The 26,557-nt window shown below is 62.7% G+C and carries 23 protein-coding genes, 1 other RNA gene and 1 pseudogene; 9 read left to right on the top strand and 16 right to left on the bottom strand.

The window, feature by feature from the left end; genetic code table 11:
* Positions 1 to 5: 5 nt before the first annotated feature.
* The 7 genes from mraY to mraZ are packed head-to-tail and all read right to left on the bottom strand — an operon-like array spanning position 6 to position 7,668.
* Positions 6 to 1,088, bottom strand: coding sequence for a phospho-N-acetylmuramoyl-pentapeptide-transferase (gene mraY, locus NKJ37_RS26275; protein ID WP_013530954.1), 1,083 nt, complete (start codon positions 1,086 to 1,088; stop codon positions 6 to 8).
* Between the two features lie 18 nt (positions 1,089 to 1,106).
* Positions 1,107 to 2,564 (bottom strand): UDP-N-acetylmuramoylalanyl-D-glutamyl-2,6-diaminopimelate--D-alanyl-D-alanine ligase, encoded by a 1,458-nt coding sequence (locus NKJ37_RS26270; RefSeq protein WP_352442236.1) that lies wholly within the window; start codon positions 2,562 to 2,564, stop codon positions 1,107 to 1,109.
* Positions 2,561 to 4,015, bottom strand: a complete 1,455-nt coding sequence (locus NKJ37_RS26265) for a UDP-N-acetylmuramoyl-L-alanyl-D-glutamate--2,6-diaminopimelate ligase (protein ID WP_128303491.1) — start codon at positions 4,013 to 4,015, stop codon at positions 2,561 to 2,563. The genes NKJ37_RS26270 and NKJ37_RS26265 overlap by 4 nt, the downstream gene beginning before the upstream one ends.
* Positions 4,016 to 4,069: 54 nt before the next feature.
* A complete protein-coding gene (locus NKJ37_RS26260) occupies positions 4,070 to 5,779 on the bottom strand; it encodes a peptidoglycan D,D-transpeptidase FtsI family protein (RefSeq protein ID WP_128303490.1) in 1,710 nt (569 codons plus the stop codon).
* Complete coding sequence (gene ftsL, locus NKJ37_RS26255; protein ID WP_128303489.1) at positions 5,776 to 6,174, bottom strand: cell division protein FtsL; 399 nt, start codon at positions 6,172 to 6,174, stop codon at positions 5,776 to 5,778. The genes NKJ37_RS26260 and ftsL overlap by 4 nt, the downstream gene beginning before the upstream one ends.
* A gap of 4 nt (positions 6,175 to 6,178) precedes the next feature.
* A complete protein-coding gene (gene rsmH / locus NKJ37_RS26250) occupies positions 6,179 to 7,213 on the bottom strand; it encodes a 16S rRNA (cytosine(1402)-N(4))-methyltransferase RsmH (RefSeq protein ID WP_352775617.1) in 1,035 nt (344 codons plus the stop codon).
* Positions 7,210 to 7,668: a division/cell wall cluster transcriptional repressor MraZ gene (gene mraZ, locus NKJ37_RS26245; protein WP_056582893.1), complete on the bottom strand. Its 459-nt coding sequence runs from the start codon at positions 7,666 to 7,668 to the stop codon at positions 7,210 to 7,212. Before mraZ ends, rsmH begins: the two co-directional genes overlap by 4 nt.
* Positions 7,669 to 8,078: 410 nt before the next feature.
* Between mraZ and NKJ37_RS26240 the strand changes: the two genes are divergently transcribed.
* Positions 8,079 to 9,194, top strand: coding sequence for a cystathionine gamma-lyase (locus NKJ37_RS26240; RefSeq protein ID WP_352775615.1), 1,116 nt, complete (start codon positions 8,079 to 8,081; stop codon positions 9,192 to 9,194).
* Between the two features lie 8 nt (positions 9,195 to 9,202).
* Here the strand turns inward: NKJ37_RS26240 and NKJ37_RS26235 are convergent.
* From NKJ37_RS26235 to NKJ37_RS26205, 7 genes and pseudogenes are all read right to left on the bottom strand, one after another.
* Positions 9,203 to 9,503: pseudogene (locus NKJ37_RS26235) on the bottom strand (type II toxin-antitoxin system RelE/ParE family toxin).
* Positions 9,500 to 9,775 carry a type II toxin-antitoxin system ParD family antitoxin gene (locus tag NKJ37_RS26230; RefSeq protein ID WP_023813151.1) on the bottom strand — a complete coding sequence of 92 codons (276 nt, stop codon included), beginning with the start codon at positions 9,773 to 9,775 and terminating at the stop codon, positions 9,500 to 9,502. Before NKJ37_RS26230 ends, NKJ37_RS26235 begins: the two are co-directional and overlap by 4 nt.
* Positions 9,776 to 9,955: 180 nt before the next feature.
* An RNA gene (gene rnpB, locus NKJ37_RS26225) (RNase P RNA component class A) lies at positions 9,956 to 10,365 on the bottom strand.
* Positions 10,366 to 10,415: 50 nt separating this feature from the next.
* Complete coding sequence (locus tag NKJ37_RS26220; RefSeq protein WP_023813152.1) at positions 10,416 to 11,141, bottom strand: lytic transglycosylase domain-containing protein; 726 nt, start codon at positions 11,139 to 11,141, stop codon at positions 10,416 to 10,418.
* 208 nt (positions 11,142 to 11,349) lie between these two features.
* Entirely contained in the window at positions 11,350 to 12,105 is a 756-nt protein-coding gene (locus tag NKJ37_RS26215) for an N-acetylmuramoyl-L-alanine amidase (protein ID WP_128303484.1), read from the bottom strand.
* Positions 12,102 to 12,821 (bottom strand): J domain-containing protein, encoded by a 720-nt coding sequence (locus NKJ37_RS26210; RefSeq protein ID WP_023813154.1) that lies wholly within the window; start codon positions 12,819 to 12,821, stop codon positions 12,102 to 12,104. Before NKJ37_RS26210 ends, NKJ37_RS26215 begins: the two co-directional genes overlap by 4 nt.
* A 164-nt stretch (positions 12,822 to 12,985) precedes the next feature.
* Positions 12,986 to 13,246: a hypothetical protein gene (locus tag NKJ37_RS26205; protein ID WP_081734943.1), complete on the bottom strand. Its 261-nt coding sequence runs from the start codon at positions 13,244 to 13,246 to the stop codon at positions 12,986 to 12,988.
* Between the two features lie 195 nt (positions 13,247 to 13,441).
* Here NKJ37_RS26205 and NKJ37_RS26200 point away from each other — a divergent pair, with 195 nt between their 5' ends.
* The 6 genes from NKJ37_RS26200 (at position 13,442) to NKJ37_RS26175 (ending at position 21,400) form a co-directional block, all read left to right on the top strand.
* On the top strand, positions 13,442 to 17,272 hold the full coding sequence (locus tag NKJ37_RS26200; protein WP_352775613.1) for a hydantoinase B/oxoprolinase family protein: 3,831 nt from the start codon (positions 13,442 to 13,444) through the stop codon (positions 17,270 to 17,272).
* Between the two features lie 371 nt (positions 17,273 to 17,643).
* Positions 17,644 to 18,522, top strand: a complete 879-nt coding sequence (locus NKJ37_RS26195) for a S1 family peptidase (protein WP_352775611.1) — start codon at positions 17,644 to 17,646, stop codon at positions 18,520 to 18,522.
* 174 nt (positions 18,523 to 18,696) lie between these two features.
* Positions 18,697 to 19,995, top strand: coding sequence for a BtaA family protein (locus tag NKJ37_RS26190; protein WP_352775608.1), 1,299 nt, complete (start codon positions 18,697 to 18,699; stop codon positions 19,993 to 19,995).
* Positions 19,992 to 20,675, top strand: coding sequence for a class I SAM-dependent methyltransferase (locus NKJ37_RS26185; RefSeq protein ID WP_352775605.1), 684 nt, complete (start codon positions 19,992 to 19,994; stop codon positions 20,673 to 20,675). Before NKJ37_RS26190 ends, NKJ37_RS26185 begins: the two co-directional genes overlap by 4 nt.
* Positions 20,676 to 20,785: 110 nt before the next feature.
* Positions 20,786 to 21,082, top strand: coding sequence for a type II toxin-antitoxin system RelE/ParE family toxin (locus NKJ37_RS26180; RefSeq protein WP_352442224.1), 297 nt, complete (start codon positions 20,786 to 20,788; stop codon positions 21,080 to 21,082).
* A gap of 9 nt (positions 21,083 to 21,091) precedes the next feature.
* Entirely contained in the window at positions 21,092 to 21,400 is a 309-nt protein-coding gene (locus NKJ37_RS26175; RefSeq protein ID WP_023813159.1) for a HigA family addiction module antitoxin, read from the top strand.
* A 22-nt stretch (positions 21,401 to 21,422) separates the two neighbouring features.
* Here the strand turns inward: NKJ37_RS26175 and NKJ37_RS26170 are convergent, their stop codons facing one another.
* Positions 21,423 to 22,802 carry a serine hydrolase domain-containing protein gene (locus NKJ37_RS26170; RefSeq protein WP_352442223.1) on the bottom strand — a complete coding sequence of 460 codons (1,380 nt, stop codon included), beginning with the start codon at positions 22,800 to 22,802 and terminating at the stop codon, positions 21,423 to 21,425.
* A 229-nt stretch (positions 22,803 to 23,031) separates the two neighbouring features.
* Between NKJ37_RS26170 and NKJ37_RS26165 the strand changes: the two genes are divergently transcribed.
* Entirely contained in the window at positions 23,032 to 23,832 is an 801-nt protein-coding gene (locus NKJ37_RS26165; RefSeq protein ID WP_352442222.1) for a glycoside hydrolase family 25 protein, read from the top strand.
* 123 nt (positions 23,833 to 23,955) lie between these two features.
* Complete coding sequence (locus tag NKJ37_RS26160; protein WP_128303477.1) at positions 23,956 to 25,137, top strand: lytic murein transglycosylase; 1,182 nt, start codon at positions 23,956 to 23,958, stop codon at positions 25,135 to 25,137.
* Positions 25,138 to 25,253: 116 nt separating this feature from the next.
* Here NKJ37_RS26160 and NKJ37_RS26155 read toward each other — a convergent pair whose 3' ends face one another.
* On the bottom strand, positions 25,254 to 26,474 hold the full coding sequence (locus tag NKJ37_RS26155; RefSeq protein ID WP_352775601.1) for an alanine racemase: 1,221 nt from the start codon (positions 26,472 to 26,474) through the stop codon (positions 25,254 to 25,256).
* Positions 26,475 to 26,557: the final 83 nt, after the last annotated feature.

The raw sequence follows: 26,557 nt of genomic DNA, 5'->3' as shown, positions 1-26,557 counted from the left end.
GCTTCCTATCTCAGCTTGAGGGTCGACAGGCCGACCAGCGCCAGGATGACGGCGATGATCCAGAAGCGGATCACCACCTGGCTTTCGGTCCAGCCGAGCTTTTCGAAATGATGGTGGATCGGCGCCATCAGGAACACCCGCTTGCCGGTCATCTTGAAGTAGCCGACCTGGATGATGACCGACAGGATTTCCACGACGAACAATCCGCCGACGATGACCAGAACGATCTCGTGCTTGGTGGCGACCGCAACGGTGCCGATCAGGCCGCCCATGGCCAGCGAGCCGGTGTCGCCCATGAAGATCGCCGCAGGCGGCGCATTGAACCAGAGGAAGCCCAGACCAGCGCCGATGACCGCGCCGAGCACGACCGCCAGTTCACCGGTGCCGGGCACGAAATGGATCTGCAGATATTCGGCGAACACGGCGTTGCCGGAGAGATAGGCGATGACACCGAAGGAAGCCGCCGCGATCATGATCGGCACGATCGCCAGTCCGTCCAGACCGTCGGTGAGGTTCACAGCATTGCCGGCGCCGACGATGACGAAGCAGGAGAACGGAATGAAGAACCAGCCGAGATTGACGATGAATTCCTTGGCGAAGGGAAATGTCAGCGACGAAGAGAACGGCGCCTGGCCATTGTGCATGATCACCCAGGCGGCGATGCCGGCAATGACAAATTCAAGCGCAAGGCGTGCCTTGCCGGAAAAGCCGAGATGCGACTGCTTGGTTACCTTGAGATAGTCGTCGTAGAAGCCGATCGACCCGAAGCCCAGCGTCACCAGCAGCACCACCCAGACATAGATGCTCGACAGGTTCGCCCACAAAAGCGACGAGCCGATGATGCCCGACAGGATCATCAGGCCGCCCATGGTCGGCGTGCCGGCCTTCTTGAAATGTGTCTGCGGCCCATCGGCGCGGATCGGCTGACCCTTGCCTTGCCGCAGCCGCAGCGAATTGATGATGGTCGGTCCGAAGATGAAGACGATCAGCGCCGACGTGATCAGCGCCCCGCCGGTGCGGAAGGTGATGTAGCGGAAGACATTGAAGACCGAGACCTTGTCCGCAAAATCGACGAGCAGTGTAAACATGCGTTTTCGTCCCCCGACCTAGGTCTGTTTTCTAGCTGTCGATTCAGCCGGGAATTTGCCCAGCAGCGCATCGACCAGTTTTGCAAAACCGATGCCCTTCGACGATTTGATCATCACCACGTCACCCGGCTTAAGCGCGGCAAGCAGCACCGGCTTCAGCTCCTCGACACCAGCGCGGTATTCCGTCTTGATCTCAGCCGGCAGCGCTTCGGCCAGCGCCCGCATTTCCGGGCCGCCGAGGAAGACGGTCTGTGTCCCGGTGCCGACGATGAGTTCGGCAAGGGCTGCATGCAGCTTGGCCGAATGGTCGCCGAGTTCGAGCATGTCGCCGAGCACGGCGATGCGGCGGCCCTCGCCCGTCACAGGCGTCGCGTTGAGCAATGCCATGGCAGCAGCCATCGATGCCGGATTGGCGTTGTAGCTTTCGTCGATCAGCGTGATCGGTCCACCTGGGTGGCTCGAAGTCGAGCCACCGGGATGGCGCAGCACATGGCGCTTGCCGCGCCCGCGCTCGGCCGAAAGATCGGCCAGTGCGAGTGTCACCTTGTCGAGATCGGCCCCGACCAGATGTGCCGCCCCCAGCACCGCCAGCACGTTCTGCACCATATGGCGGCCGGGCGCGCCGATCCGCGCCGTCACTTCGTGGCCGCCGATCCTGGCGATGATATCGGAATGATCCGCATGCAGTTCGCATTTGGTGAGCTTGAAGGTAGAGCGCGCATTCTCGCCGAAGCCGTAGACGTGCTCGACACCGGCTGCATGGGCCATCTTGTCGAGCAGCTTGAAGCGCGTATCGTCGCGGTTGAGGACGGCGGCCCCCTCGGGCTCCAGCCCCTCGAAAATCTCGGCCTTGGCCTTGGCGATCTCGTCCAGATTGCGGAAGAAACCTAGGTGGGCGGCCGCGATCATGGTGACGATGGCGACATGCGGCCTCACCATCTTGACCAGCGGACGGATCTCGTCGGGATGGTTCATGCCGATCTCGAACACGGCATAGTCGCAATCATCGGGCATGCGTGCCAAAGTCAGCGGCACGCCCCAGTGATTGTTGAAGGACTGCGCCGAGGCATGCACCTTGCCGGCGGCTTGCAGCACATGGCGCAGCGCTTCCTTGGTGGTGGTCTTGCCGGCCGAACCGGTCACAGCGATGATTTTCGCGCTCGAGCGGGCGCGCGACGCAACTCCAAGCTTTTCCAGCGCGACCAGCACGTCCTCGACGACGATGATCGGCGCCGTCAGCCGGCCGAGCGACGGCAGCTTGCCTTCGGCCACCACCAGCACGCCGGCGCCAGCCTTGATGGCGGCGGTTGCGAAGTCATGGCCGTCCATCGCCTCGCCCTTGATAGCGAAGAAGGCGTCGCCCGGCTGCAGGCTGCGGCTGTCGATCGAAATGCCTGAAATGCCTTCCGGCATCGGCCCGAGCGGCCGCCCGTCCATGGCGGCAACCAGCGCCTCGGAGGTCCACAGCAAGCTCATGCGGCACGCTCCACGAGTGCCGCGCGAACCTCCTCGTGATCGGAAAAATGCAAGGTCTCGGAGCCGATCGTCTGGCCCTCCTCGTGCCCCTTGCCGGCCACGATCAGCGTGTCGCCGGCATGCAGCATGGCGACCGCCTCATGAATCGCCTGGCGCCGGTCGCCGATCTCGATGGCACCGGGAGCGGCGGCCAAAATAGCGGCGCGGATCGTTTCCGGCACTTCGGAGCGCGGATTGTCGTCGGTGACGATGACGACATCTGCAAGTCGCGTCGCAATCTCGCCCATGATCGGTCGCTTGCCGCGGTCGCGGTCGCCGCCGCAGCCGAACACGACGATGACGCGGCCGGTGGTGAACGGCCGGACCGAGGCCAGAACGTTTTCCAGCGCGTCCGGCTTGTGGGCATAATCGACATAGACCGGCGCGCCGCTGGCGGTGGTGCCGACGAGGTCGAGCCGGCCCGGCGCGCCCTTCAGTTTCTCCAACGCCATCAAGGCCTTGGCGACAGGTGTTCCCGTGGAGATGGCAAGACCCGCCGAAACCAGCGCGTTCGAAATCTGGAAATCACCGGCCAACGGCAGGTCGATCTCGTAGAGCACGCCATCGGCCTCGACTTCGGCGCGTTGGCGGTGGCGCTCGTGCTCGACCCGCTTCAGCCTGAGGAAATCGCCATGGCGGCCGACCGTCAGCACATTGAGCCCGGCAGCCTGTGCGGCCTCGATCGTCGGCGCCGACCATGGATCGTCGGCGAAGATCACGGCCGGTGCGCCCTTCGGCAGCAGCGTGTCGAACAGACGCAGTTTGGCGCGGTGATAGTCCTCGATGGTCGGATGATAGTCCATATGGTCGCGGCCGAGATTGGTGAAGCCGCCGGCGGCCAGCTTCACGCCGTCGAGGCGGCGCTGGTCGAGCCCATGGCTGGAGGCTTCCATCGAAGCGTGGGTGACGCCGGCATCCGCCAATTCCCGCAGCAATTGGTGCAGGGCGACCGGATCGGGTGTCGTCAGCGAGCCATAGTCGTTGCGTCCAGGCGCCACCACGCCGGTGGTGCCGATCGAAGCGGCGGCATAACCGGCCTGCTCCCAGATCTGCCTGGTGAAGGCGGCGACCGACGTTTTGCCGCTGGTGCCGGTCACCGCGACCATGATCTCAGGCTGCTTGCCGGAATAACGGGCGGCACTCAGCGCCAGCGCCAGGCGGGGATCGTCGACCGCCAATAACGGAACCGACAGCCCGGCAATGGTGCTGCCCTTGCCCGCCACGATCGCGGCCGCACCGCGCGCGGCGGCGTCGGCGGCATAAACGGCACCATCGGCCTTGGTTCCGGCGAGCGCAAAAAAGACAACGCCCGGTTTCACCTGGCGGGAATCCGAAGAAATCCCTGTAACCTCCAGATCGACGGAAGCTATTCCCTCGACGGGCAGGATACCGGCTAGATCTCTGAGCTTCATCGAGTCCCGTTCACCGCAACAAAATAGCGCGCTGTTGCCGGCGCGCCCTAAGAATCACTGATAGGAAACCAGCGTTGCACCATTTTCATGGCTGAAATCTGGCTTCACGCCAAGCATGGCAGCTGAACGCCTGATGATATTGCCGGCCATGACCCCCGCATTTGCGGCCGCGACATCCGTCATGCCAGGCTTTTCCGGGTGCGGGGCATCGGCAATGGTAAACACCAGATACTGTGGATCGTCCATCGGGAAGGCGGCGACGAAAGTGTTGAAATTCAAGTCCTTGGAGTAGCGGCCATTGACGACCTTCTCGGCCGTTCCGGTCTTGCCGCCAACGCGGTAGCCGGGGACCCTGGCATTTCTGGCCGAGCCCTTCTCCGCGTTGAGCGAATAGAGGTAGCGCATGCCTTCAACGGTCTTTTCGCTGACCACCTTCTTGGCCGTGGCCATCGCTTCCGCCTGCGTACGCACCAGAAAGGTAGGGTTCATCAGGAAGCCGCCATTCATCAACGCCGCGCAGCCCACAGCCGCTTGCAACGGCGTCGTCGACACGCCATGGCCGAAGGCGATGGTGAATGAATTGACCTGTTTCCAGACCTTCGGTTCAGTTGGACGGGCAGTCTCCGGCAATTCGGTCTGCATCCTGTCCAGAAGGCCAAGGCGATGCAGGAATTCGCGATGCCCCTCGATGCCGACCATCTCGGCTTCCCTGGCCGACCCGATGTTGGACGAGTAGAGGAACACCTCCGGCAACGACAGCACACGGTTCTTGCCGTGGAAATCGTGAATGGCCTGATGGCCGACCCGGATTGGATGCGAAGCATCGAAGCGGCTCGCCATCGTCGCCTTGCCGGAATCGAGCGCCATGGCTGAGGTGAAGCTCTTGAAGGTCGAGCCCATCTCGTAGAGGCCCGCCGACATGCGATTCAGCCGGTCCTTGTCCTGTGCATTGTAGGGATTGTTCGGATCGAAATCCGGCACCGAGGCCATGGCCACCACTTCGCCGGTCTTGACGTTGAGCACGACGGCGCCGGCCCCCATGGCACGATAGCGCTCCAGGCCGGCGGCGATCTCGTCGCGCACCACATGCTGCACGCGCAGATCGATCGAAAGCTTTACCGGCTTGAGATCCTTGGCAATGGCAAGGCCCGATGCCTGCAGATCGCTCAGCCCCTGCTCGTCGACATATTTCTCCATTCCGGAGATGCCCTGGTTGTCGATGTTGGTGAGGCCGACAATGTAGGACGAGGTCTCGCCGCTCGGATAGAAGCGGCGCTTTTCGGTGCGGAAGCCGAAACCGGGAATGCCGAGTTGCATGATGTCGGACTGTTGCTTGGGCGTCAGCTGCCGCTGCAGCCAGACGAAACCGGCGCCGCTCTTCAGCTTATGGTAGGTCTGCTCATAGTCGATGTCCGGAAGCACCGTCGACAGCTTCTCGATCGCCTCGTCGGCGTCGACAATGCGGCGCGGTTCTGCAAACAGCGACGCCGTCTTGATATCCGTGGCCAGCACTTCGCCGTTGCGGTCGACGATGTCGGGCCGCGATGCCGTCACCCGGCTCTGCGGACCGCCCGACATGTCGGGGGTCTGGAAGCCGAGATAGACCAGCCGCCCTGATATGGTCGAGAAGATACCGAAGAACACCGCCATGGTCATGACGATGCGCGTCCTGCCCTTGCCGCCGGTCGTCTTGCGGGCGCCCTCGACCACGATCGATCCATCTTCACTCGTCCTGGCGCGACGCTTCAGCAGTTTGCCGATCATTGGGCGATGCCTCCGGTCACCACGGGATCCCTGCCGTCCGGCGGCGCGTTGCCACCCGAATTGTCGGCCATGCCTCCCTGGCGTCCCGACAGGATGTCCTGGATGTCAAGGGATTTGGCCGGCAGGTCGCCGATGCCGCCGATCTGGCGAGCGCTGACCGGCTCGAGTTCGAGCTGCGATTTGTAGAGTTCGGCGAGCTTCTGCAGCCGCGACGGCTGGGTAAGCAGGCTCCAGTCGGCCTTGAGCAGGTCGATCGTATCCTCCTCATAGCGTATCTGCGCATGGATCTTCTGCACCGCGGCCAATTGTTCCTCGGCCTCGCGCTTGGCCTTGTAGGTAAGGGCCGCGACCGCAACCATGACGGCGATCAGGACAATGTCGCTGGTACGAAACACTTAGCTACCTCTCCCCCGGTCGGCCTGTGCCGGGAAGTGTTGGGCCGGGAAGCTTTGGAAGGCCGAAAATCGAAAAGTCGCTGCTGCGCGCCGGCGCCTCGGTGCGGATCGCCGCGCGCAGCCTGGCCGAACGGGCGCGCGGATTGGCCGCCACCTCGGCGTCGCCGGCAGTCACGCCGCCGCCCGCCTTGCGGAACGTCGCGGTGCGCGCATGAGCCTCGGGCAGGTGACGTGAGCCGGTCGCAACATCGGCCCGGTCGGCGATGAAGCGCTTGACGATGCGGTCTTCCAGCGAATGGAACGTCACCACGGCGAGCCGACCGCCCGGCTTCAGCGCGCGTTCGGCCGCGAACAGCGCCTTGGCCAGTTCGCCAAGCTCGTCATTGACGAAGATGCGCAGCGCCTGGAAGACGCGCGTCGCCGGATGGATCTTGTCCTTCGGCGCCCGGCCGATATGCGTCTCGATGGCGTCGGCCAGTTCCAGCGTGCGTTCGAACGGGCGCTTTTCGCGGCGCGCCTCGATCATGCGGGCGATGCGTCCGGCATGGCGCTCCTCGCCGAGAAAGCCGAAGATACGGGCAAGGTCGCCCGGCTTGAAGGAATTGACGACATCGGCGGCGCTGAGGCCCGATTGCGCCATGCGCATGTCGAGTGGCCCGTCGGCGCGGAACGAAAACCCGCGCTCGGCCTGGTCGAGCTGCATCGAGGACACGCCGATGTCGAGCACGACGCCCTCGGCGCTCTCGACATGTTCGTCCAGCGTCGAGAACGGCGCCTGCACCAGCCGCAGCCGGCCGCCGGACTGCGCTTCCAGATCGCGCCCGGCATCGATTGCATCCGGATCGCGATCGATCGCCACAACCGAGGCGCCCGTCGCCAGAATGGCCCTGGTGTAGCCGCCGGCACCGAATGTGCCATCTATGATGACGTCGCCCTGCGCCGGCGCCAGCGCTTCGAGCACTTCGCCAAGGAGGACCGGAATGTGGCGGGCCGATCCGCCAACGGCGTGAGGAAGGTCATCGCCGTGGCTCGCCGTCATTCCGGTCGCTCCCCAGGCTTCGTCCCCTGCCGAAGCTGCAAAAGCCGGGCTCGCGCCTGCGCCCCATAGGCGGCAAGCCGTCCCGGCTCCCAGATCTGAAAGAAATTGCCGCGTCCGACAAAGGCCACTTCCGCCGAAATGCCGGTGTGTTCGCGAATGAAATCGCTCATCGTGATGCGGCCGTCCTGGTCGAGTTTCAAGAAGGTGCCATCGCCATGGCAGAAGAACGACATGTCGTCCGCCGTCTGCAGGAAGGGATCCTCGAGCGCAATGCGCTGCTCGTAGCGGTCGAGCAGGTCGAGCCCGCCGACATCCATCGCCGGCAGGTCGAGGCAGCGCAGCGCGTAGAGTTCCGAATAGCCGCGCTTCTGCACGACGGCACGGAAATGCGCGGGAACGGACACCCGTCCCTTCGCATCGATCCTGCTCACCGTGTTTGACAGAAACCGGTCCATTAAACGCTACAGCCGCTTTCGCCGCCGCACCCCTCTCCATCTTGTCGCCCGCGCCGCCGCGGCGCGTTCCCTGCCCCGTATCAGCCTCGTCCACACGGGCAAAGACCGGCAAACGCGCAGCCGCCGCGGCTGCCCGATTGGCGTACGCTTTACCCTGACGCGGAACGAAGGCTTTGATGTCTGGATGGGATATCATGGGGCACTATGGGCGTCAACGGGAATAGGCTTCACAAACACGCGCGCCGCGACCAATGAGAACAGCCTCGACGACACGTCTCGTCTTTATCGTCTATTAAGCCTAACGAAGCGTTTAGAGCCGCTTGGCCCAACCGGACGCGCCTTGCCGCGCGCCGCTGCCGGGCATAGCGTCTCGCCACATCTCGTCGGTCGCAAACAGGGTTGGAAATTCGATGTCTGAAACAGCAAAGTCACGCGCTGCAGCACTTCCTCATCTGCGTCGCAGCGGGCTTGCCATGGGCGATTCCATTCCCCTGCCCCTGACCATGGCCGCCATTTTTCATGCGCCCGGCGACGCCACCGGCTTCAACCAGTATGGCCGCTTCAGCAACCCGACCTGGGACGCGGTCGAACATATGCTGGCTCATCTGGAGAGTGCGCCGTGCGTTGCCTTCCCTTCAGGAATGGCGGCAATCTCGGCGGCGTTTTTTGCCATGCTCAAGGCCGGCGACCGTATCCTGCTGCCTTCAGACGGCTATCACACGACGCGGGCTTTGGCCGATCGCTTCCTCAAGCCGCTCGGCATCACCTACGATGTCAGGCCGACCTCGACCTTCCTCGATGGCGGCTTCGATGGTTATCGGCTGGCGTTTGTCGAAACCCCTGCCAATCCGGGGCTGGATATCTGCGATATCGCCGCCGTTGCCGATGCTGTTCACAAAGCCGGCGCGATCCTTGTCGTCGACAACACGACCATGACACCCTTCGGCCAGCGGCCGCTCGACCATGGCGCCGATATCGTCGTTGCCGCCGACACCAAGGCACCCAATGGCCACTCCGACGTGCTGTTCGGCCATGTGGCCAGCCGCAATGCCGATATCATCGCCGCCGTGACCGGCTGGCGCGAAGTTTCCGGCAGCATTCCCGGACCATTCGAAGCCTGGCTGGTGCACCGCGGCCTGGAGACACTGGATGTGCGCTTCGATCGCATGTGTTCCTCGGCGGAAGTCATCGCGCGGCGGCTGCAGGGCCATGGGGCAATCAGCGGTCTGCGTTATCCCGGACTGGAAGGCGATCCGTCGCACAACCTTGCCCGCGCCCAGATGGAGCGCTTTGGCTTTCTCATTTCTTTCGAGCTCGCCTCGGAGGACAAGGCCGAGGATTTCATCAACAATTGCGCCTTGATGCAGGCCGCGACATCCTTCGGCGGCGTCCACACCTCCGCCGAGCGGCGCTTGAAGCGAGGCGATGCCGTTGCCGCCGGCTTCGTTCGCCTCTCGGTCGGCTGCGAGCCGGTGGACGAGCTCTGGAAGGCGATCGAGGCGTCACTGGACAAGATCGGCGGCTGACGAAACGGCTACGCGCCGACGTCATCGGCCTCGATGTTGCGCTTGCCATGCAGCACGCGGATTATTTCGATCGCATCGTCATCGACCCGGTACAAGGTGAGATAGTCGCCAACGACCAGATGACGGATGCCTGGCGCGATGTCGTCGCGCGGTGCGCCTAAGAAGGGATAGGTGCAGTTGCCGCCACCGCGCCTCGATGCGATCGAGCAACCGATCGGCCGCAGCCTCGCTGTCGCGTGCAACATGAAGCCAGATCGCGATCAAATCGTCTTCTGCGCGCGCATTCCGGACGATGGGCAGCAGATTCATGCCGCGTCGTCAGATCGCAGGCGTCTCCTCGCTTCAGCCTTGATGTCATCCATTGACGCAAATCGACCAGGCCCGCTGTCGATCCCTTCCTGCACCAGCTTGCGCAATTCCTCGACCGTGTAGCCATGCAGGTCGCGCCGGTCTTTCCACTGTCTGAGCGCGTCGCGGATCACTTCGCTGGCCGATGCATATTCGCCGGCGGCGACTACATCGTCCACCGCCGCCGCCAGTTCCGGCGACAGCGTGATGCTGCGTTTGTCGACCTGTCCCATGAGAGGCTCCCGATGCTATCAGCTGATCCATGGTACGATTTAATCGCACCAGTTTCAAGCAACAATAGCCGGCCCTCGCTCGCATGGATGGATCGGTGAACAAACTTGAATCAGCAGGCGCGCCCGAGGGCGCAACCTGTTGATATCAAGAGACTTCTCTTCGATATCGCGGGAGAAAAAATTGCCAGCTGGCCTGTAAGCCGGGTTCTGTATGGCCCTCGCCCCTTGCGAGGCGAGAACGTGGCGGCCATTCATCTTGGGCGCATGTTGCCATGCGCCTCACGCAACCTACCCGGACGGTGAGCCGGAAACAGCCCTCGAGAGTTTCCCCTCGCACCGTCCCTATTCGGTCTTGCTCCCGGTGGGGTTTACCGTGCCGCTCCTGTTGCCAGTCGCGCGGTGGGCTCTTACCCCACCCTTTCACCCTTACCCCGAATCCGGCAAGCCGGATCGTGGCGGTTTGCTTTCTGTGGCACTTTCCCTGGGGTCGCCCCCGCCGGCCATTAACCGGCACCGTGTTTCCATGGAGCCCGGACTTTCCTCACCCACGACCTTTCGGCGTTTGCGGGTGCGACCGCCCAGCCAGCTGGCAGAGCGTATAAAGGGGTTCACGCCCGAAAACGCAAACGAAAAAGCAGACTTATGCGGGCGATCCCAGCGCAGCCATCTGCACCTTCACCTTGCCGCAATAGGCTGCCGACACCGGGTTCATCCGCGTTGCGGCGTGGCCGGCATTGTATTTCAAAATCGTGCCGCAGGTCGTGCCGCCGCCGAGGCTCCGCGCCATGGCAAGGTATTTCATCCCGTATTTGATGTTGGTGTCGGGATCGAACAGACCCTTGGCGGAGCCGCTATAGCCCATCATCCGAGCCGTGGCCGGCTTGATCTGCATCAGGCCGATCTCGCCGGCGCCGCCGACGATGTTGGGCCGATAGTTGCTTTCGATCTGGATAACCGCCGAGGCGAGCGATACCGGAACGCCTTCGATCGCCGCATAGCGGGCAACGATTGCGGAATACTGCCCGCTGCTGGCCACCGTGGCCGCCGAGGCTGCCGCGTTCCGGACACCGATCGACGCCGTTGCCGTCATGTCGACGGTTTTTCGGCCACGCTTCGTCTGCTTTCTGGCGGACTTCTTCGGCTTGGACCAGCTTGCTTTTTCCATTTTCGCGGAAGCCCGCTTCGTCGCCTTGGCGTCCTGGCCTGCCTTGCCGCTTCTGGCCTGTGGGGCCTTGCCGCCTTTCGCGGATGCCACGACAGGCCCTTGATCGGCTCGCGGGCTGAGGGGCGCGGCATCTGCGGCACTGAAGGCAAAAGTCATTACGCCGGCAGCAAGAGCTGCCGTTAAAACGGTAAATTTCTGCATGTGATCCTGTTCTGTCTGAACCGCGCGAAGATGTTCGCGCAGCAACGCCTAACCAACGTCGGAACAACCCGGGGGCTTGGGGTCCGACATCTACACGTCAGCCGTTTGACGCCCGAATTGGTGTCAAACAAGGCCAGGCAAGTCACTTTGAGTGACAGCTTGTAACTTAAGGATTGGAAAGAATTGCTTGGAAGAGGCTTCCCGGGGGTCAGCGCCTCACGGAAGCAAGCAGCCTTTGCAGCGTCCGCAGCGTCGAGCCGTCGGCAACGCCGTCCACCTTGCGCGGCCGGAAATGACGCTGGAAGGCCTCGACCACCGCCTCGGTCTGCCGGTCGAAAACGCCGGATATTTCAACGCCATAACCGTAGAGCGCCAGCATCGACTGCAACGCTTCGACGTCGCCGCCGGTGTCGCCGGTTGTCAGAGTGGCGCCTCGCCTGACGGGTGCGGCCGCCACGAGATGACCGACACCGGCTTCGAACAGCGTCCGCCACGGAAACCTCTCGCCGGGATCGATCTTGCGCCCCGGCGCAATATCGGAATGCGCGAGTACCCGCTCGGCGGCGATCGAATGCCGACCGGCGATCCCACGGCACAGCCCGATCACCGCATCGATCTGCCGCCGGGGAAAACCGGGATAACCCAGCGAATGCCCCGGATTGACGATCTCGATGCCGACCGAACAGGAATTGATGTCGGCTCGTCCGAACCACGAACTCTTGCCGGCATGCCAGGCGCGGTCGCTTTCCCTGACCATCTGCACGATATGGCCATTCTCGTGGACGAGATAATGCGACGAGACCTCGCTGGCCGGGTCGCAAAGCCAAGCCTCGGCCCCGGCGCCGGTCGCCATACCGGTGTAGTGCAGCACGATCATGTCCGGCCTGGGCGTCTCGCGCCGCGGGCCGAAATTCGGCGATACCCTGACTTCGGCACGTGGCTCGTCGGGCAGAAAGCCGCTCATGCGTGGCGCAGGCCCCGCTCGATCATCTCGTAGGCGGCGTTGATCGCCGCCACCCTGGTGGTCGCGATCTTGATGAATTCCTGAGGCAGGCCGCGCGCGATCAGCCGGTCCGGATGATTGTCGGAAACCAGCTTGCGATAGCGTTTCCTGACCTCTTCGAACGGCTTGCCGCGCTCGATGCCAAGCACGACATAGGGATCCCCGGCGCCGAGATTGACGTGCCGCGCCATGATGGCCTCGTAATGCGCTTCGTCGATGCGGAAAATCTCGGCGATGCGGTGCAGGAAGTGGCCTTCGCGCTCGTGCACCAGCCCGTCGGCCTTGGCGATGTGGAACAGACCGTCGAGTATGTCTTCCAGCATCACGCAATTGGAATGCCCGGAACCGCACATCTGCGCCATCCGCTCGGCATAGGTCTCGAAACCGGCCACGTCGCGTTGGGCGAGATCGAACAGACGCGCCACATTGCGCGTCTCCTTCGGCGGCACTTCGAAGATTTCCTGGAACGCGCGCACCTCGTCCTGGGTGACGATGCCATCGGCCTTGGCCATCTTGGCCGACAGCGCGATCATCGCCACCGAAAAGGCGACACGCCGGCGCAAATCCGCATCGCCGGCGAAAACCGTGCGCACGGCCTCGACCACGTCGGCGACACCCGACGAGGCTGAGGATGAAACGCGGGTGATGAATTCGCCGAGGCGATCCCAAATCGACATGGCCTGCTTCTTAGAGCCACCGCCCGCTCCTATCAAGCCGGGACAGTGCCGCAGGCTTTGCGCGACAAATAGATCGGACTCGAACGCCACGGCGCTCGGACAATATGAAAAAGGCCGGCGCGAGCCGGCCTTTCTCATTCATCACACGAAGTACTGCTTGCTCACTACTGCGCGGGCGCAGGAGCTGGTGTTGCCGGAGCCGGCTCGGCAGGCTTCTCGGGTGTGATGCTCTTCGTGGTCGAATTATCCGTTGCCGGAGGCGTCGCGGCCGGCGGCGTGGCTTCCGGGGTAGCCGGCTTCATCGGTTCCTCGGCGGCCGGCGGATTGGTGCTCTGGGTGGTGGTATTGTCCGTACCGCTGTCACTGCAGGCGGCGACGCCAAGCAAGGCCAGAGCGGAAACGGACGCGAGAATGAGCTTTTTCATTTTGTCTCTCCTTCAACACACGCTCACGTTGCCGTGAGCGGTCGAAGGACAAATGCGTCAGACGACCATGAGTTTCGTAACGTTGCGTTTCCGCATGTAACATCGTCTGGTTCATTTGCGATTGCCGCTCGGGCCGTGGCCAACTAACAGAATGTGCCGAACCACCGATCGAACAGAAGAGCGACAGGGGCTGTCATGACCGAAAAATGGGATTTCTGGATCGACCGCGGCGGCACATTCACCGATATCATCGGCCGAGATCCGGAAGGCCGGCTGCACCCGCGCAAGCTTCTCTCCGAAAATCCCGAAGCCTATAACGACGCCGCCATCCAGGGCATTCGCGACCTCCTTGGCTTGTCGTCCGGAGACACGATCCCAAGCGGCCTGATCGGCGACATCAAGATGGGCACCACGGTCGCCACCAATGCGCTGCTGGAGCGCAAGGGCGACCGCGTGCTTTTGCTCATCACCAAGGGCTTTCGCGATGCGCTGAAGATCGCCTACCAGGCGCGCCCCGACATCTTCGCCAAGGAGATCGTCCTTCCCGAACAGCTCTACGAGCGCGTCATCGAAATCAACGAGCGTGTGCGCGCCGATGGCCGCGTCGAACAATTGCTCGACATCGCCGCCTGCCGGCCGGCGATCGAACAGGCCAGGGCCGACGGCATCGACGCCGTCGCCATCGTCTTCATGCATGCGTGGAAATACCCCGACCACGAGAAGGCCGTGGCAAAGGTCTGCCGAAAGCTTGGTTTCAGCCAGGTTTCGGTCAGCCATGAGGTCTCGCCGCTGATCAAGCTGGTCGGCCGAGGCGACACCACCGTGGTCGACGCCTATCTGTCGCCGATCCTGTCGCGCTATGTGCAAAGGGTGGCGGGCGAGCTGGGCGTGGCGCCAATCTCCCCCCTTGTGGGAGGTGAGGAGCGATCGGCCGAAGGCCGAGAAAAAACCAACGATTTGGCTTTTTCAGCGACGAACGCCCGGAGCCATAGCGAAGGGCAGTCGGCGAAGCCGACAGAGGGGGGCGCTGTCCCGCCAACGCCTTATTCTGTCACGCCCCCCTTTGCCGTGCCGGGCATCTCCCCCACAAGGGGGGAGATCGGCCAATCGCCTCGCCTCATGTTCATGATGTCGTCGGGCGGTCTCACTGCCGCCGACATGTTCCAGGGCAAGGACGCACTGCTGTCGGGGCCCGCCGGTGGCGTCGTCGGCATGGTCGAGACGGCCAGGCTCGCCGGCTTCGACAAGGTCATCGGCTTCGACATGGGCGGCACCTCCACCGACGTCGCCCATTATGACGGCGAATATGAGCGCGCCTTCGACACCGAGGTCGCCGGCGTGCGCATCCGCGCGCCGATGATGCGCATCCATACCGTCGCCGCCGGCGGCGGCTCGATTCTGCACTATGAGGCCGGCCGTTTTCGCGCCGGACCTGACTCGGCCGGCGCCAATCCCGGCCCGGCAGCCTACCGGCGCGGCGGCCCGCTCGCCGTCACCGACGCCAACGTCATGCTGGGCAAGCTGCAGCCCGATTTCTTTCCGGCAATATTCGGACCCGGCCAGGACGAACCGCTCGACGTCGAGACGGTGCGAGCAAAATTTGCAACACTCGCCGCCGAAATCGGCGATGGCCGGTCGCCCGAGACTGTCGCCGAAGGGTTCGTCACCATTGCCGTGGAGAACATGGCCAATGCCATCAAGAAGATCTCCGTGCAGCGCGGCTACGACGTCACCGAGTATCTCCTGAACTGCTTCGGTGGCGCCGGCGGCCAGCACGCTTGCCTGGTCGCCGACGCGCTCGGCATGGAGGCGGTGCTGATCCATCCCTTCTCTGGCCTGCTGTCGGCCTATGGCATCGGCCTGTCCTCGGTCTTTGCCTCGCGCCAGCAGGCGCTGCTAAAGCCGCTTGCCGAAGAGTCCAGAACAGAGATCGGCAGCCTCATTGCCATCTTGAGAGAAGCCGTCATCGCCGAACTCGCGGCGCAAGGCATCGGCGAGGATACGGTCGCCACGAAGCCGGTGCTGCACATTCGCTATGACGGCACCGACACGACACTGCCGGTGAATTTCGAGGCGGATTCGATTTTCCAGGCCAGGCGCGATTTTGAAATCGCCCACAAGGCGCAGTTCGGTTTCGTTTATGACGACAAGCCGATGATCGTCGAGACCGTCGGCGTCGAAGGCGCGGACACCGGCGGCACCGGGCGCGACGAAACTGAATCGCGAACCGAAGACCTTGCCGTAAGCCCTTCGCAAACCCGCGAAATCTTCACCGAAGGAGAGTGGCGCACTTCACCCATCTTCCGCCGCGAGGCGCTGAAGCCGGGAAACAGGGTTGCGGGACCTGCCTTGATTATCGAGCCGAACCAGACAATCGTCATCGAGCCGGGCTGGCAGGCCGAAATCACCGCCAGGAACCATGTGCTCCTGCGCCGTGTCGAGAAAAAGCGCCGGCAGGCAGCGCTCGGCACCGAGGCCGATCCGGTCATGCTGGAGGTCTTCAACAACCTCTTCATGTCGATCGCCGAGCAGATGGGCGTGACGCTGCAGAACACCGCCTATTCGGTCAACATCAAGGAACGGCTGGATTTCTCCTGTGCCGTCTTCGATCGCACTGGCGCGCTGGTCGCCAATGCGCCGCATATGCCGGTGCATCTGGGCTCGATGGACCGCTCGGTCGAAACCATCATCCGGCTGAATTCCGGCGACATCCACCCCGGCGACGTCTTTGCCCTCAACGCGCCCTACAATGGCGGCACGCATCTGCCCGACATCACCGTGGTGACGCCGGTGTTCGACGACGCCCAACGCGAAATCCTGTTCTGGGCCGCCTCGCGCGGCCATCATGCCGATATCGGCGGCACGGCACCCGGCTCGATGACGCCGCTCGCCACCACGGTCGACGAGGAAGGCGTGCTGTTCGACAATTTCCGCATCGTCGATCGTGGAAAATTCCGCGAGAAGGAGCTGGAAACGCTGCTCACCGACCACCGCTACCCGGCCCGCAATCCGCACCAGAACATCGCCGATCTCAAAGCGCAGATCGCCGCCAACGAGAAGGGCGTCGCGGAACTGCGCAAGATGGTCGCGCATTTCGGCCTCGATGTCGTCGAGGCCTATATGGGCCATGTCCAGGACAATGCGGCTGAAAGCGTGCGCCGCGTGCTGGAGCGGCTGCCCGACAGTTCGCAGTACGAATACCCGACCGACACCAGCCAAATCATCAAGGTGAAGATCACTGTCGACCGGCAAAAGCGCGAGGCGACCGTTGACTTCACCGGCACGTCGCCGGTCATGAAGAACAATTTCAACGCGCCCGAACCCGTCGCCCGAGCGGCCGTGCTCTATGCTTTCCGCGTCATGGTCGAGGACATGATCCCGATGAATGCCGGCTGTCTGCGGCCAATCAACATCATCATTCCCGACGGCTGCATGCTGAAACCCGCCTACCCCGCCGCCGTCGTCGCCGGCAATGTGGAGACCTCGCAGCATGTCACCAATGCGCTGTTCGGCGCCATGGGCGCCATGGCCAACGCGCAAGGCACGATGAACAACCTGACCTTCGGCAACAAGACCTACCAATACTACGAGACGATCTGTTCCGGCTCGCCCGCCGGCCAGATGAACTCGGGCCGCGGCTTTGCCGGCACCTCCGGCGTCCATACCCACATGACCAACTCGCGCCTCACCGACCCGGAAGTGCTGGAATTGCGCTTTCCCGTGCTGCTCGAGGATTTCCACATTCGGGAAAACTCCGGCGGCAAGGGCAAATGGAGCGCCGGCGACGGCACCAAACGCACCATCCGCTTCCTCGAAAAGATGGAATGCGCGATCCTGTCCTCGCACCGCAACCGCCCGCCGCAAGGGCTGGATGGTGGCGGCGATGGCGAGGTCGGCTCGACCAAGGTCCGCCGCAAGGATGGCACGATCGACATGCTGAAAGCCTGCGATCAGACCGTGCTTCAGGCGGGCGACGCCGTCATCCTGACGACGCCGACGCCGGGCGGATTTGGCAAGCTGTTGTAACGCGCAAGATCGGATGGCATCTCCGGCCTAATGCTGGGAAAAGGTGAGAATTGGCGGGAACAGCCGCTAGAAGCCCGGAAAACAAGGGCTCTTTGGCGAACTGGCGGGGCCGAAAAGCCAGAACGCCAGAAACCGGCCGCGCAACTTCACTTGGCACCAATGTTTTTTACGGAATGCTTGCCGGAGCGTATCCTCGCAATGCGGGTGCTCTAACCCTAGAGCGCTTGGCTCGAAATCTGACAGGGCCGACGGGTGTTGCTCCTACCTTGGTAGGGAACGAATAACGTCTTCGTGTTGCCAGCCAGCGAGCAACTGCAGGGCCGGTTCACCCTGTCGGGTGGATCGAGCATTCAAACAAGAGGGATTTATCCATGGCTCTTAAGCGAGCGGAACAAATGTTCTATTGCGCGACGAAAATCACCACCTACGGAAAGGGAGTGCCGCTACAAAATGGCACCGGCTTTTTTTATGTCATCCATCTGAAAGCCGACAATTCGAGGGACGTCCAACTGTTCGTAACGAACAAGCACGTTCTTGAAGGCGCTGATCAAATCAGTATCAGCTGCCACAGACATGACGGCTCCCAGCAGCCCAACCCCGATGTTGGTTTCGTTCCTGTTCATATCAAACTTGTCCCTGAGGCCATTCTCAGTCACCCGAACCCCGACGTCGATCTGTGCGCATTTCCTATGGGTCAGGCCTTAGTGGCCATGCAGGCCGCCGGGACGCCGCTTTTCTATATCGCACTCGACGCTAGCGCCATTCCGTCCGACGATGCATGGGCGAAACTGGAGGCTGTCGAAAAAATAGTAATGGTTGGTTGCCCAAACGGCCTGTTTGATGAGGCAAACAATATGCCTATAATCAGAAGCGGGTCCACCGCGACCGATATCACCACGCGATACAAAGGGAAGAACGAGTTCCTAGTAGACCTTGCTTGTTTCCCGGGATCGTCTGGTTCGCCTGTTTTTGTATACGATCCGATTGGTGGATATGACCGTGGGTCGGACGATTTCCAGCTGGGTCGTTTGAAATCGTTCTTCGTCGGTGTGCTCTATGCGGGACCCACCATGACAACCACTGGGGAAATCCAACTCTCGAAGGGCTCGACATTCAGCATGGCGTCCATGATGCACCTAGGCCAAGTCATTCGTGCCACTGAAATTCTTGCCTTTGATGAGTGGGTGAAGGCTGCGTATTCCAGGGGTGAGTTGGAAGGTCCTAGACGGTCAAAACCCTTTGAAGAGTGATGAGAGTGCGCTTTTCTTAACTTGAGCAGGCCGCGTGTAAAAGTTCCGGAACCATTTCGAAGCTGGGTGCTGCCGCGCGGCACAGTTAGTGCCAAATGAAGTTGCGCGGAGGTGCCAAACGATTTTGCGCGCTACAGCTGTAAGGAGGCGTCAACAGGCTGTCACCGGCCTGTCATGACCCTGAGCTACCCGCTTGCGGCAAAGCAAATGGGGAATCATCTTGCCATGACGGACGTTTCCGCTGATCTGGTTTTTCGCCGCGGCAAGGAAGTTGGAAAGGCCGTCTACCAGAACCGCCCGCTGTCGAAGGCAGGCATTTCGGAGCGGCTGTTCGCCTTCCTGTTTTCCGGCCTCGTCTATCCGCAGATCTGGGAGGACCCCGATGTCGACATGGAGGCGATGCAGCTTGGCCAGGGCCACCGCGTCGTCACCATCGCCTCCGGCGGCTGCAACATCCTGGCCTACCTCACCCGCTCGCCGGCCCGGGTCGACGCCGTCGATCTCAACGCCGCGCACATCGCGCTGAACCGCATGAAGCTGGAGGCGGTGCGCCATTTGCCTTCACAGGGCGACCTGTTCCGCTTCTTCGGTGCCGCCGACACCAGCCACAATTCGGCGGCCTACGACCGCTTCATCGCACCGCATCTCGATCCGGTAAGCCGTCACTACTGGGAGCGCCGCAACTGGCGTGGCCGCCGTCGCATCCCTGTGTTCGACCGCAATTTCTACCAGACCGGCCTGCTCGGCCTGTTCATCGCCATGGGCCACCGCACGGCAAAATTCTTCGGCGTCGACCCCGCCGGCATCATGCAGGCCCGCAACATCGGCGAGCAGCGCCGCTTCTTCAACGAGGAACTGGCGCCGGTCTTCGACAAGAAGCTTTTGAAATGGGCGACGTCGCGCAAGGCTTCGCTGTTCGGCCTCGGCATTCCACCGGCGCAGTACGATTCGCTGATCACTTCTGGCGACGGCACCATGGCCAGCGTGCTGAAAGCCCGGCTGGAAAAGCTCGCTTGCGATTTTCCGCTGGAGAACAACTACTTCGCCTGGCAGGCCTTCGCTCGGCGCTATCCGAACCCCGGCGAGGCCGCCCTGCCCGCCTATCTCGAAAAACAGAATTACCAGACCATCCGCGGCAATGTCGACCGCGTCGCCATCCACCACGCCAATCTGATCGAATTTCTCACCGGCAAGGACGCCGGCGCGGTCGACCGTTTCGTCTTGCTCGATGCGCAGGACTGGATGACCGACGATCAGCTCAACGCGCTGTGGGCGGAAATCACCCGCACCGCATCGGCCGACGCCCGCGTCATCTTCCGCACCGCCGCCGAACCCAGCCTGTTGCCGGGCCGAGTCTCCAGCTCGCTGCTCGACCAGTGGGACTATCAGGACCAGGCTTCGCGCGAATTTTTGGCCCGAGACCGCTCGGCCATCTATGGCGGCTTCCACCTCTACGTGAAGCGTGCGGCATGAGCACCAGCGAGTTGCCGGCCAGCCCCGAATTCAAGGCCAACCATGCCGAACTGATGGACCGCGTCTACCGCTGGCAGCGCCATATCTACGACCTGACCCGCAAATACTACCTGCTCGGCCGCGACCTAATGATCTCGGGGCTCGACGTGCCTGTCGGTGGCACCGTGCTGGAGCTCGGCTGCGGCACCGGCCGCAACATCATCCTGGCCGCGCGTCGCTACCCCGACGCCGGCTTCTTCGGCCTCGACATTTCAGCCGAAATGCTGGAGACGGCCAGCGCCGCGATTGCCCGCGAGGGCCTGGTCGATCGTGTCACGCTCGCCCAGGGCGACGCCACGGGATTCGATGCCAAGGCGCTGTTCGGGCGCAACGGCTTCGATCGCGTCTTCGTGTCCTATTCGCTGTCGATGATCCCCGGCTGGGAAAAAACTGTGTCGGCAGCGCTGGCCGCGCTGTTACCGAACGGTTCGCTGCACATCGTCGATTTCGGCCAGCAGGAAGGCCTGCCCGGCTGGCTCCGGACCTTGCTGCGCGGCTGGCTGAAAAAATTCCACGTCGCGCCGCGTGAATCGTTGCGCGAAGTGCTGGAATCGGAATCGCGGCGAACCAGCGCAAGCTTCCGTTTCCGCACGCTTTATCGCGGCTATGCCTGGCTGGCGGTTATCAAGATCACTTCCTGAATATTGCCGTGGGAAAGGCACATAAAGGCGAAGCAGCCACGATCCGTTGGATCAACGTTGCCTTATGACCCCGAGAGCGGTACACTATCTCACATGCATGGAAGCATGTGGTGATCATCGGCTTCAGGGATGAATGGCTGCGGGCCTTCTTCGTGGAAGACACCCATTCTCGCAACATTCCGTCCGATCTCGAAAGCCGTTTGTTCCGCAAGCTCCAGATGATTGACGACGCGATGATCGATCAGGATTTGCGTGTGCCGCCCAGCAATCATTTCGAGAAGCTGCGTGGCATTCTCGAAGGCTTCCATTCAATACGCGTCAACAAGCAATGGCGGCTGATCTTCCGCTGGGACGGCGGCCGCGGTGAGGCGTCGGACATCTATCTCGACGACCACAGCTATAAGTGAGGTGAGAACATGTTGATGACCGCACGCAAGCCAGCAACGGTTGGCGAAATTCTCACGGAAGAATTCATGCAACCGCTTGGCCTTACGCAGGCAGCTTTGGCCGAGGCGATGGGGGTCCAGCGCAAACATGTGAACGAATTGTGCAACGACCGCCGCAACGTGACGGCGGCGACCGCGCTCATTCTGGCACGGGTGTTCGGCAACAGCCCGGATTTCTGGTTGAACGTACAGCGCCGCAGCGATCTTTGGCAGGTCATGAACTCGCCCGACGAGCGGGCGCGGGTTGATCGCGCCAAGCCTTTGGCGACAGCTGCATAGACAAGAGTTACGGCGCGCTAGTCTAATGTAACGCCTTGATTAACGCCGCCACCATCGTCTGCGGCCGGTAGCCGAGCTTGGCCGGCGTTAGCCCCAGCCGCACGACCACCAGTTGTTCCGAGGGAATGATGGCGACCGTCTGCCCGTCATGACCTTCCATCCAGTAGGTGTCCTTGGGCAGGCCTGCGGCGACGCCGGCGCCGGGGTTTTCCTCATCGCCAGGGGCCTCGATCCACAACTGGCCTTTGCCGTAGACTTTCGAGGCAGCTGCCGGCTCCCGCATCCAGTCGACGAAGCCGGCCGGCAGGATCTGGTTGCCGTTCCACACCCCGCTTTGCAGCAGGAACTGGCCGAAGCGCGCCCAGTCATGGGCAGTCGCGTAGAGATAGGATGAGCCGACGAAGGTGCCTTGCTCGTCGGTCTCGAGCACCGCACTGTGCATGCCGAGCGGCTCGAACAGCGCCGTGCGCGGCCACGTCAGCGCCTTGGCCTTGTCGCCGATCGCGTCCTGCCAGAGGCGCGACAGCATCACCGCCGTGCCGCTCGAATAGGAAAACTGTTTGCCGACCTCTGCAGCCAGCGGCTTGGATTCGGCGAAGCCCGCCATGTCAGGTTCGAGATAGAGCATGCGCGTGACGTCGGCGACGTCGCCATAATCCTCGTTGAACTCCAGCCCGCTCGACATCGCCATCATGTCGGCGAGGCGGATGGCAGTGCGGCCGTCCGCCTTCCACGGCGCAAACAGGTTTTTGTCGTCGAAAGCCATCTTGCCGTCCTTGACCAGCGTGCCGACGATGGCGGCGTTCACCGTCTTGGTCATCGACCAGCCGAGCAGCGGCGTCTTGGCGGAAAAGCCATCGCCGTAGCGCTCGCCGACGACGCGGCCATTCTTGACCACCACCACCGCGCGCATGCCGGTGCCGGCCAGCGCCGCATCGTCCAGCAGCTTGGCAATCACCGGATCCTGTGATGCCTCGACGCGCTCGCCTTGCGGCCACAGGTCGCCCATGGTGGCCGCCGACGGCTCCGCTTGGATCGCGGTCCGCCGCGCCTTGCCTACATCGCCGTCCGGAACCGAAGCGCAGCCCAGCCCGTCACGGGCGACGGCGATGCTCTTGCCGAGGAAGCCGAACAGGCCCGCCGACACCGTTCCCCTGTTCTTGTCCACCGAAACCCGCATTAGCCGCAGCAGGGGATGCCCGGGCGCCTGCACGTCGACGGCAAGCACCTCATTGGGATCGCGGCCGGCAATGAAGACGTTCGAACAGACGATCTTGGCCGAGTAGCCCGAGCCGACCCTGATCAACTCCGGCGGCGCGATATAAAGCCAGGCAAAAAGGGCGGCGATCGCCAGAACGATCAGGCCAAGCAGCCATTTGACGATCTTGACCACGATCCGCATTTATTTCCTCCGGGCCCTGCGCGACCCTTATGTCATCGATTTGCCGCCATTGCTTCCGCAAATCACAATGCTTGTCGAGCGCCATCAACGGATTATCAACCATGATCGGCGATCACAGGATATGCTGAGCGATGCTGTGGGGCGATCGCTCGGAGGGGGCCCGATCACAAAACCGGCCATCAGTGTATAGACCCATCAGCGACCGGCTGAATCCGGCTCGGGAATTGCGATGCGCCGTCTTGCGGGCCTCATCATGCTGACGCTGCTTGGCGCCTGCTCGACCGTGGACGATCTCTCGCCGCTGTCGCCGTCCGCTTCGAGCAGCCCGACGGTTGCCGTGCGCGCGCCGCGCTTTGCCGATTCCAAACCGCATGAATGGGAAAGCGGCGCGCCCTGGAACTATGCCGTTCACGGCACCGACGTCTCCAAATACCAGACCTCGGTCGACTGGCCGGCGGCCAAGGCCAGCGGCATCTCCTTCGCCTTCATCAAGGCGACCGAGGGCGGCGATCGCTTCGATGAGTATTTCAACGAGCATTGGACCCGCACGAAAGCTGCCAGCGTTCCGCGAGCCGCCTATCACTTCTACTATTTCTGCACCCCGGCTGCCGTGCAGGCGCGCTGGTTCATCCGCAACGTCCCCGTCGACCGCTCGGCGCTGCCGCCGGTCCTCGACATGGAATGGAACCCGCAATCGCCGACCTGCAGGCTGCGTCCCGACGCTGCCACGGTGCGCGCGGAGATGACCACCTTCCTTGAAATCGTCGAACGGCACTACGGCAAGAAGCCGATCATCTACACCTCGATCGACTTCTTCGACGATAACGAGCTGTCGAGCTTTCGCGGCTATCCCTATTGGCTGCGCTCCGTCGCCGGCCATCCGCGTGAGAAATACGGCAGCCACCCCTTCACCTTCTGGCAATACACGGGAACCGGCATCGTTCCGGGCGTAAGCGGCAAGTCCGACATCAACGTCTTCAACGGCAGTGAAGCCTCCTGGAACAAGTGGCTGCGGCAGAACACCCGTTGACACCGGGCCTACCGCCTGCTTTTCGACACAGCCAGCGGTGAACAGTGCAACCGCCAGTAATTCAGGGCGTTGGGCTTCCGGGGAGCACAACAACTGCCCGCTATTCGTTTCGAGAGGAAGCTGATGCGACTGCGTTCCAAAGTCCTCGCGGCTGCGCTGACCCTGTGCGCCACGGCCTTGCCGGCGATGGCGCAGGAATGCGGCGGCGACTTCGAATCCTGGAAGCAGGGCGTCGCTGCGGAAGCCAAGGCGGCTGGCGTAGGTACAGCGGGTCTCGACGCCCTTGGAGCGGCAACCTTCGACGACAAGGTGTTGGCACGCGACCGCGCCCAGGGCGTCTTCACCCAAACCTTTGTCGAGTTTTCCAACCGCATGATCTCGGCCTATCGCCTGAAGCAAGGTGCGGCAAACCTGAAGAAATACGCCGACGTCTTCGCCCGCGCCGACCAGCAGTTCGGCGTCCAGGCGCCGATCATCGCCGCTTTCTGGGCGCTGGAGACCGATTTCGGCGCCGTGCAGGGCGACTTCCACACGCTGAGCGCCCTGGTGACGCTTTCCCATGATTGCCGCCGGCCGCAGCTCTTCCGGCAGCAGCTGGTGCCGCTTCTGGAGCTGATCGATCGCGGCGTGCTGCCGGCCGATGTCAGGGGCGCCTGGGCCGGCGAGATCGGCCAGACGCAGATCCTGCCCTCCGACTATCTGGCACGCGGCGTCGACGGCGACGGCGACGGCAAGATCGACCTGCGCGGCAGCGTGCCCGATGTGATCATGACCACCGCCAACAAAGTGCTGTCGCGCGGCTGGAAACGCGACCAGCCCTGGATCCAGGAAGTCCGCGCGCCCGAAGACATGCCGTGGGACCAGACCGGCCGCACCAACAAGCTGCCGCTGTCGCAGTGGGCGCAATGGGGCGTCACCTACCCTAGCGGCGCGCCGCTGGTCGACAACGGCCTGAAAGCAGGCCTGGCGCTGCCGATGGGCCGCAAGGGGCCTGCCTTCCTCACCTACGACAATTTCGACGTCTATCTCGAATGGAACCAGTCCTTCACCTATGCGCTGACGGCAGCCAACCTTGCCGCACGACTCGCAGGCGCGCCGCCGCTCGACCCGCGCAATCCCGAAACCGGCCTCAACAACGAGCAGATGAAGGCGTTGCAGACCAAGCTGGAAGCCAGGGGCTACGATGTCGGCACTGTCGACGGCATTTTGGGTACCAACACCCGCGAGGCGATCCGCAAGGAGCAGATGCGGCTAGGCCTGCCGGTGGATGGCTGGCCGACGCCGGAGCTATTGGGGAAATTTTAGGGCAGTAGGCAGTAGGCAGTAGGCAGTAGGCAGTAGGCAGTAGAAAATTACTCCGAAAGCCGTGCCTGCCACCCCTATTCCCTATTCCCTATTCCCTATTCCCTATTCCCTATTCCCTAATCCGCCATCGTCTCCAGACTCGCAAACCCCTGCGGCGCGTCGCCCTCGTCGAACGGCGTCGTCACCTCGACGAAGGTGTCGGGGTAAAACCCGTTGAATCGGGTCCTCAGCGACAGCGAATAGGCGCCGATATGGCCGATCTCGATCCAGTCGCCGGTATCGACCGTTTCCGGCAGCCAGAATGGCCGCGACAGGATGTCGACGGAATCGCAGGTCGCGCCGCAGACCTTGAACGGCACGATGTTCTTCTCCTCGCCATTGCGCGAGCGGATCGCAGGATCGGGAATGAAGCGGGCCGGCAGCGTGATCTTGCCGGTCCATGAATCCGACAGCGACGCCCAGATGCCGTCATTGATGTAAAGCCGCTTGCCCTTGCGCAACAGCACCCGCACGATCAGCGACAGGCAGCGCGCCACGATCACCCTGCCCGGCTCGGCCACCAGCGGCATCTGGTCGAACTGATACTCTTTCAGATCGCCCGAAAGCCGCGACATGATCTGGCCGAGCGACGGCATCTCGATCTGCTTGCGGTTGGGATCGTGGCCGTATTCGGCGGGGAAACCGCCGCCGACGTCGAGCCCTGCAATATCGAAGGTCAGCCGGTTGCGCACCCAATCGGCGGAAGCCAGCGCCCGCTCATAGGTGTCGGGATCCTCGATCTGACTGCCGACATGGAAACACAGACCAACCTTGTAGCCGGTGCGGTTGAGCCGCTCGGCCAGTTCGACCGCATAGGCCGGCCCGGCGCCGAACTTCTTCGACAATTCGTAGGCGGCATGCCCCTTGGTCTGCACCCGCACGAACACGCTGATCGAGCCCGGATCGATGTCGAGCGCCCGCACCACTCGCGTCAGCTTGGTGATCTCGTCCTCGTGATCCAGCGAAATGACGCGGATGGCGTATTTCTCCAGCGCCAGCTTGATGTCCGACTGCGCCTTGACCGGATGCATGTAGAGCATCTCGGCATCCGGAGAGACCGCGCGCACGGCGGCGAACTCGCCCGGCGAAGCGACGTCGAAAGCCTTGACACCGGCTTCGACCAGGGTCTTCAGCACGATCTGCTCGCCATTGGTCTTGACCGCATAGGCGGTCTTGCCGGGGAACATGCCCATGAACTGCCTGGCATCCGCCATCAGCACTTGCGGGCGGAAGCAATAGACCGGATCGTCCGGACGAAGCGCCAGTGCCGCCTCGCGGGCATTTTCGAATAGCTGCATCGACGAATCCTTGACCTAGCCTGCGCACAATTAATCCAAGCTAGCGGCTAATGAAAACAATTCTGTGTCTCGTGCGGCTGACG

The sequence above is a fragment of the Mesorhizobium sp. M0140 genome, from assembly GCF_040322475.1.
GTDB lineage: Bacteria > Pseudomonadota > Alphaproteobacteria > Rhizobiales > Rhizobiaceae > Mesorhizobium.
This window is presented reverse-complemented; position numbering and strand designations above follow the sequence as displayed.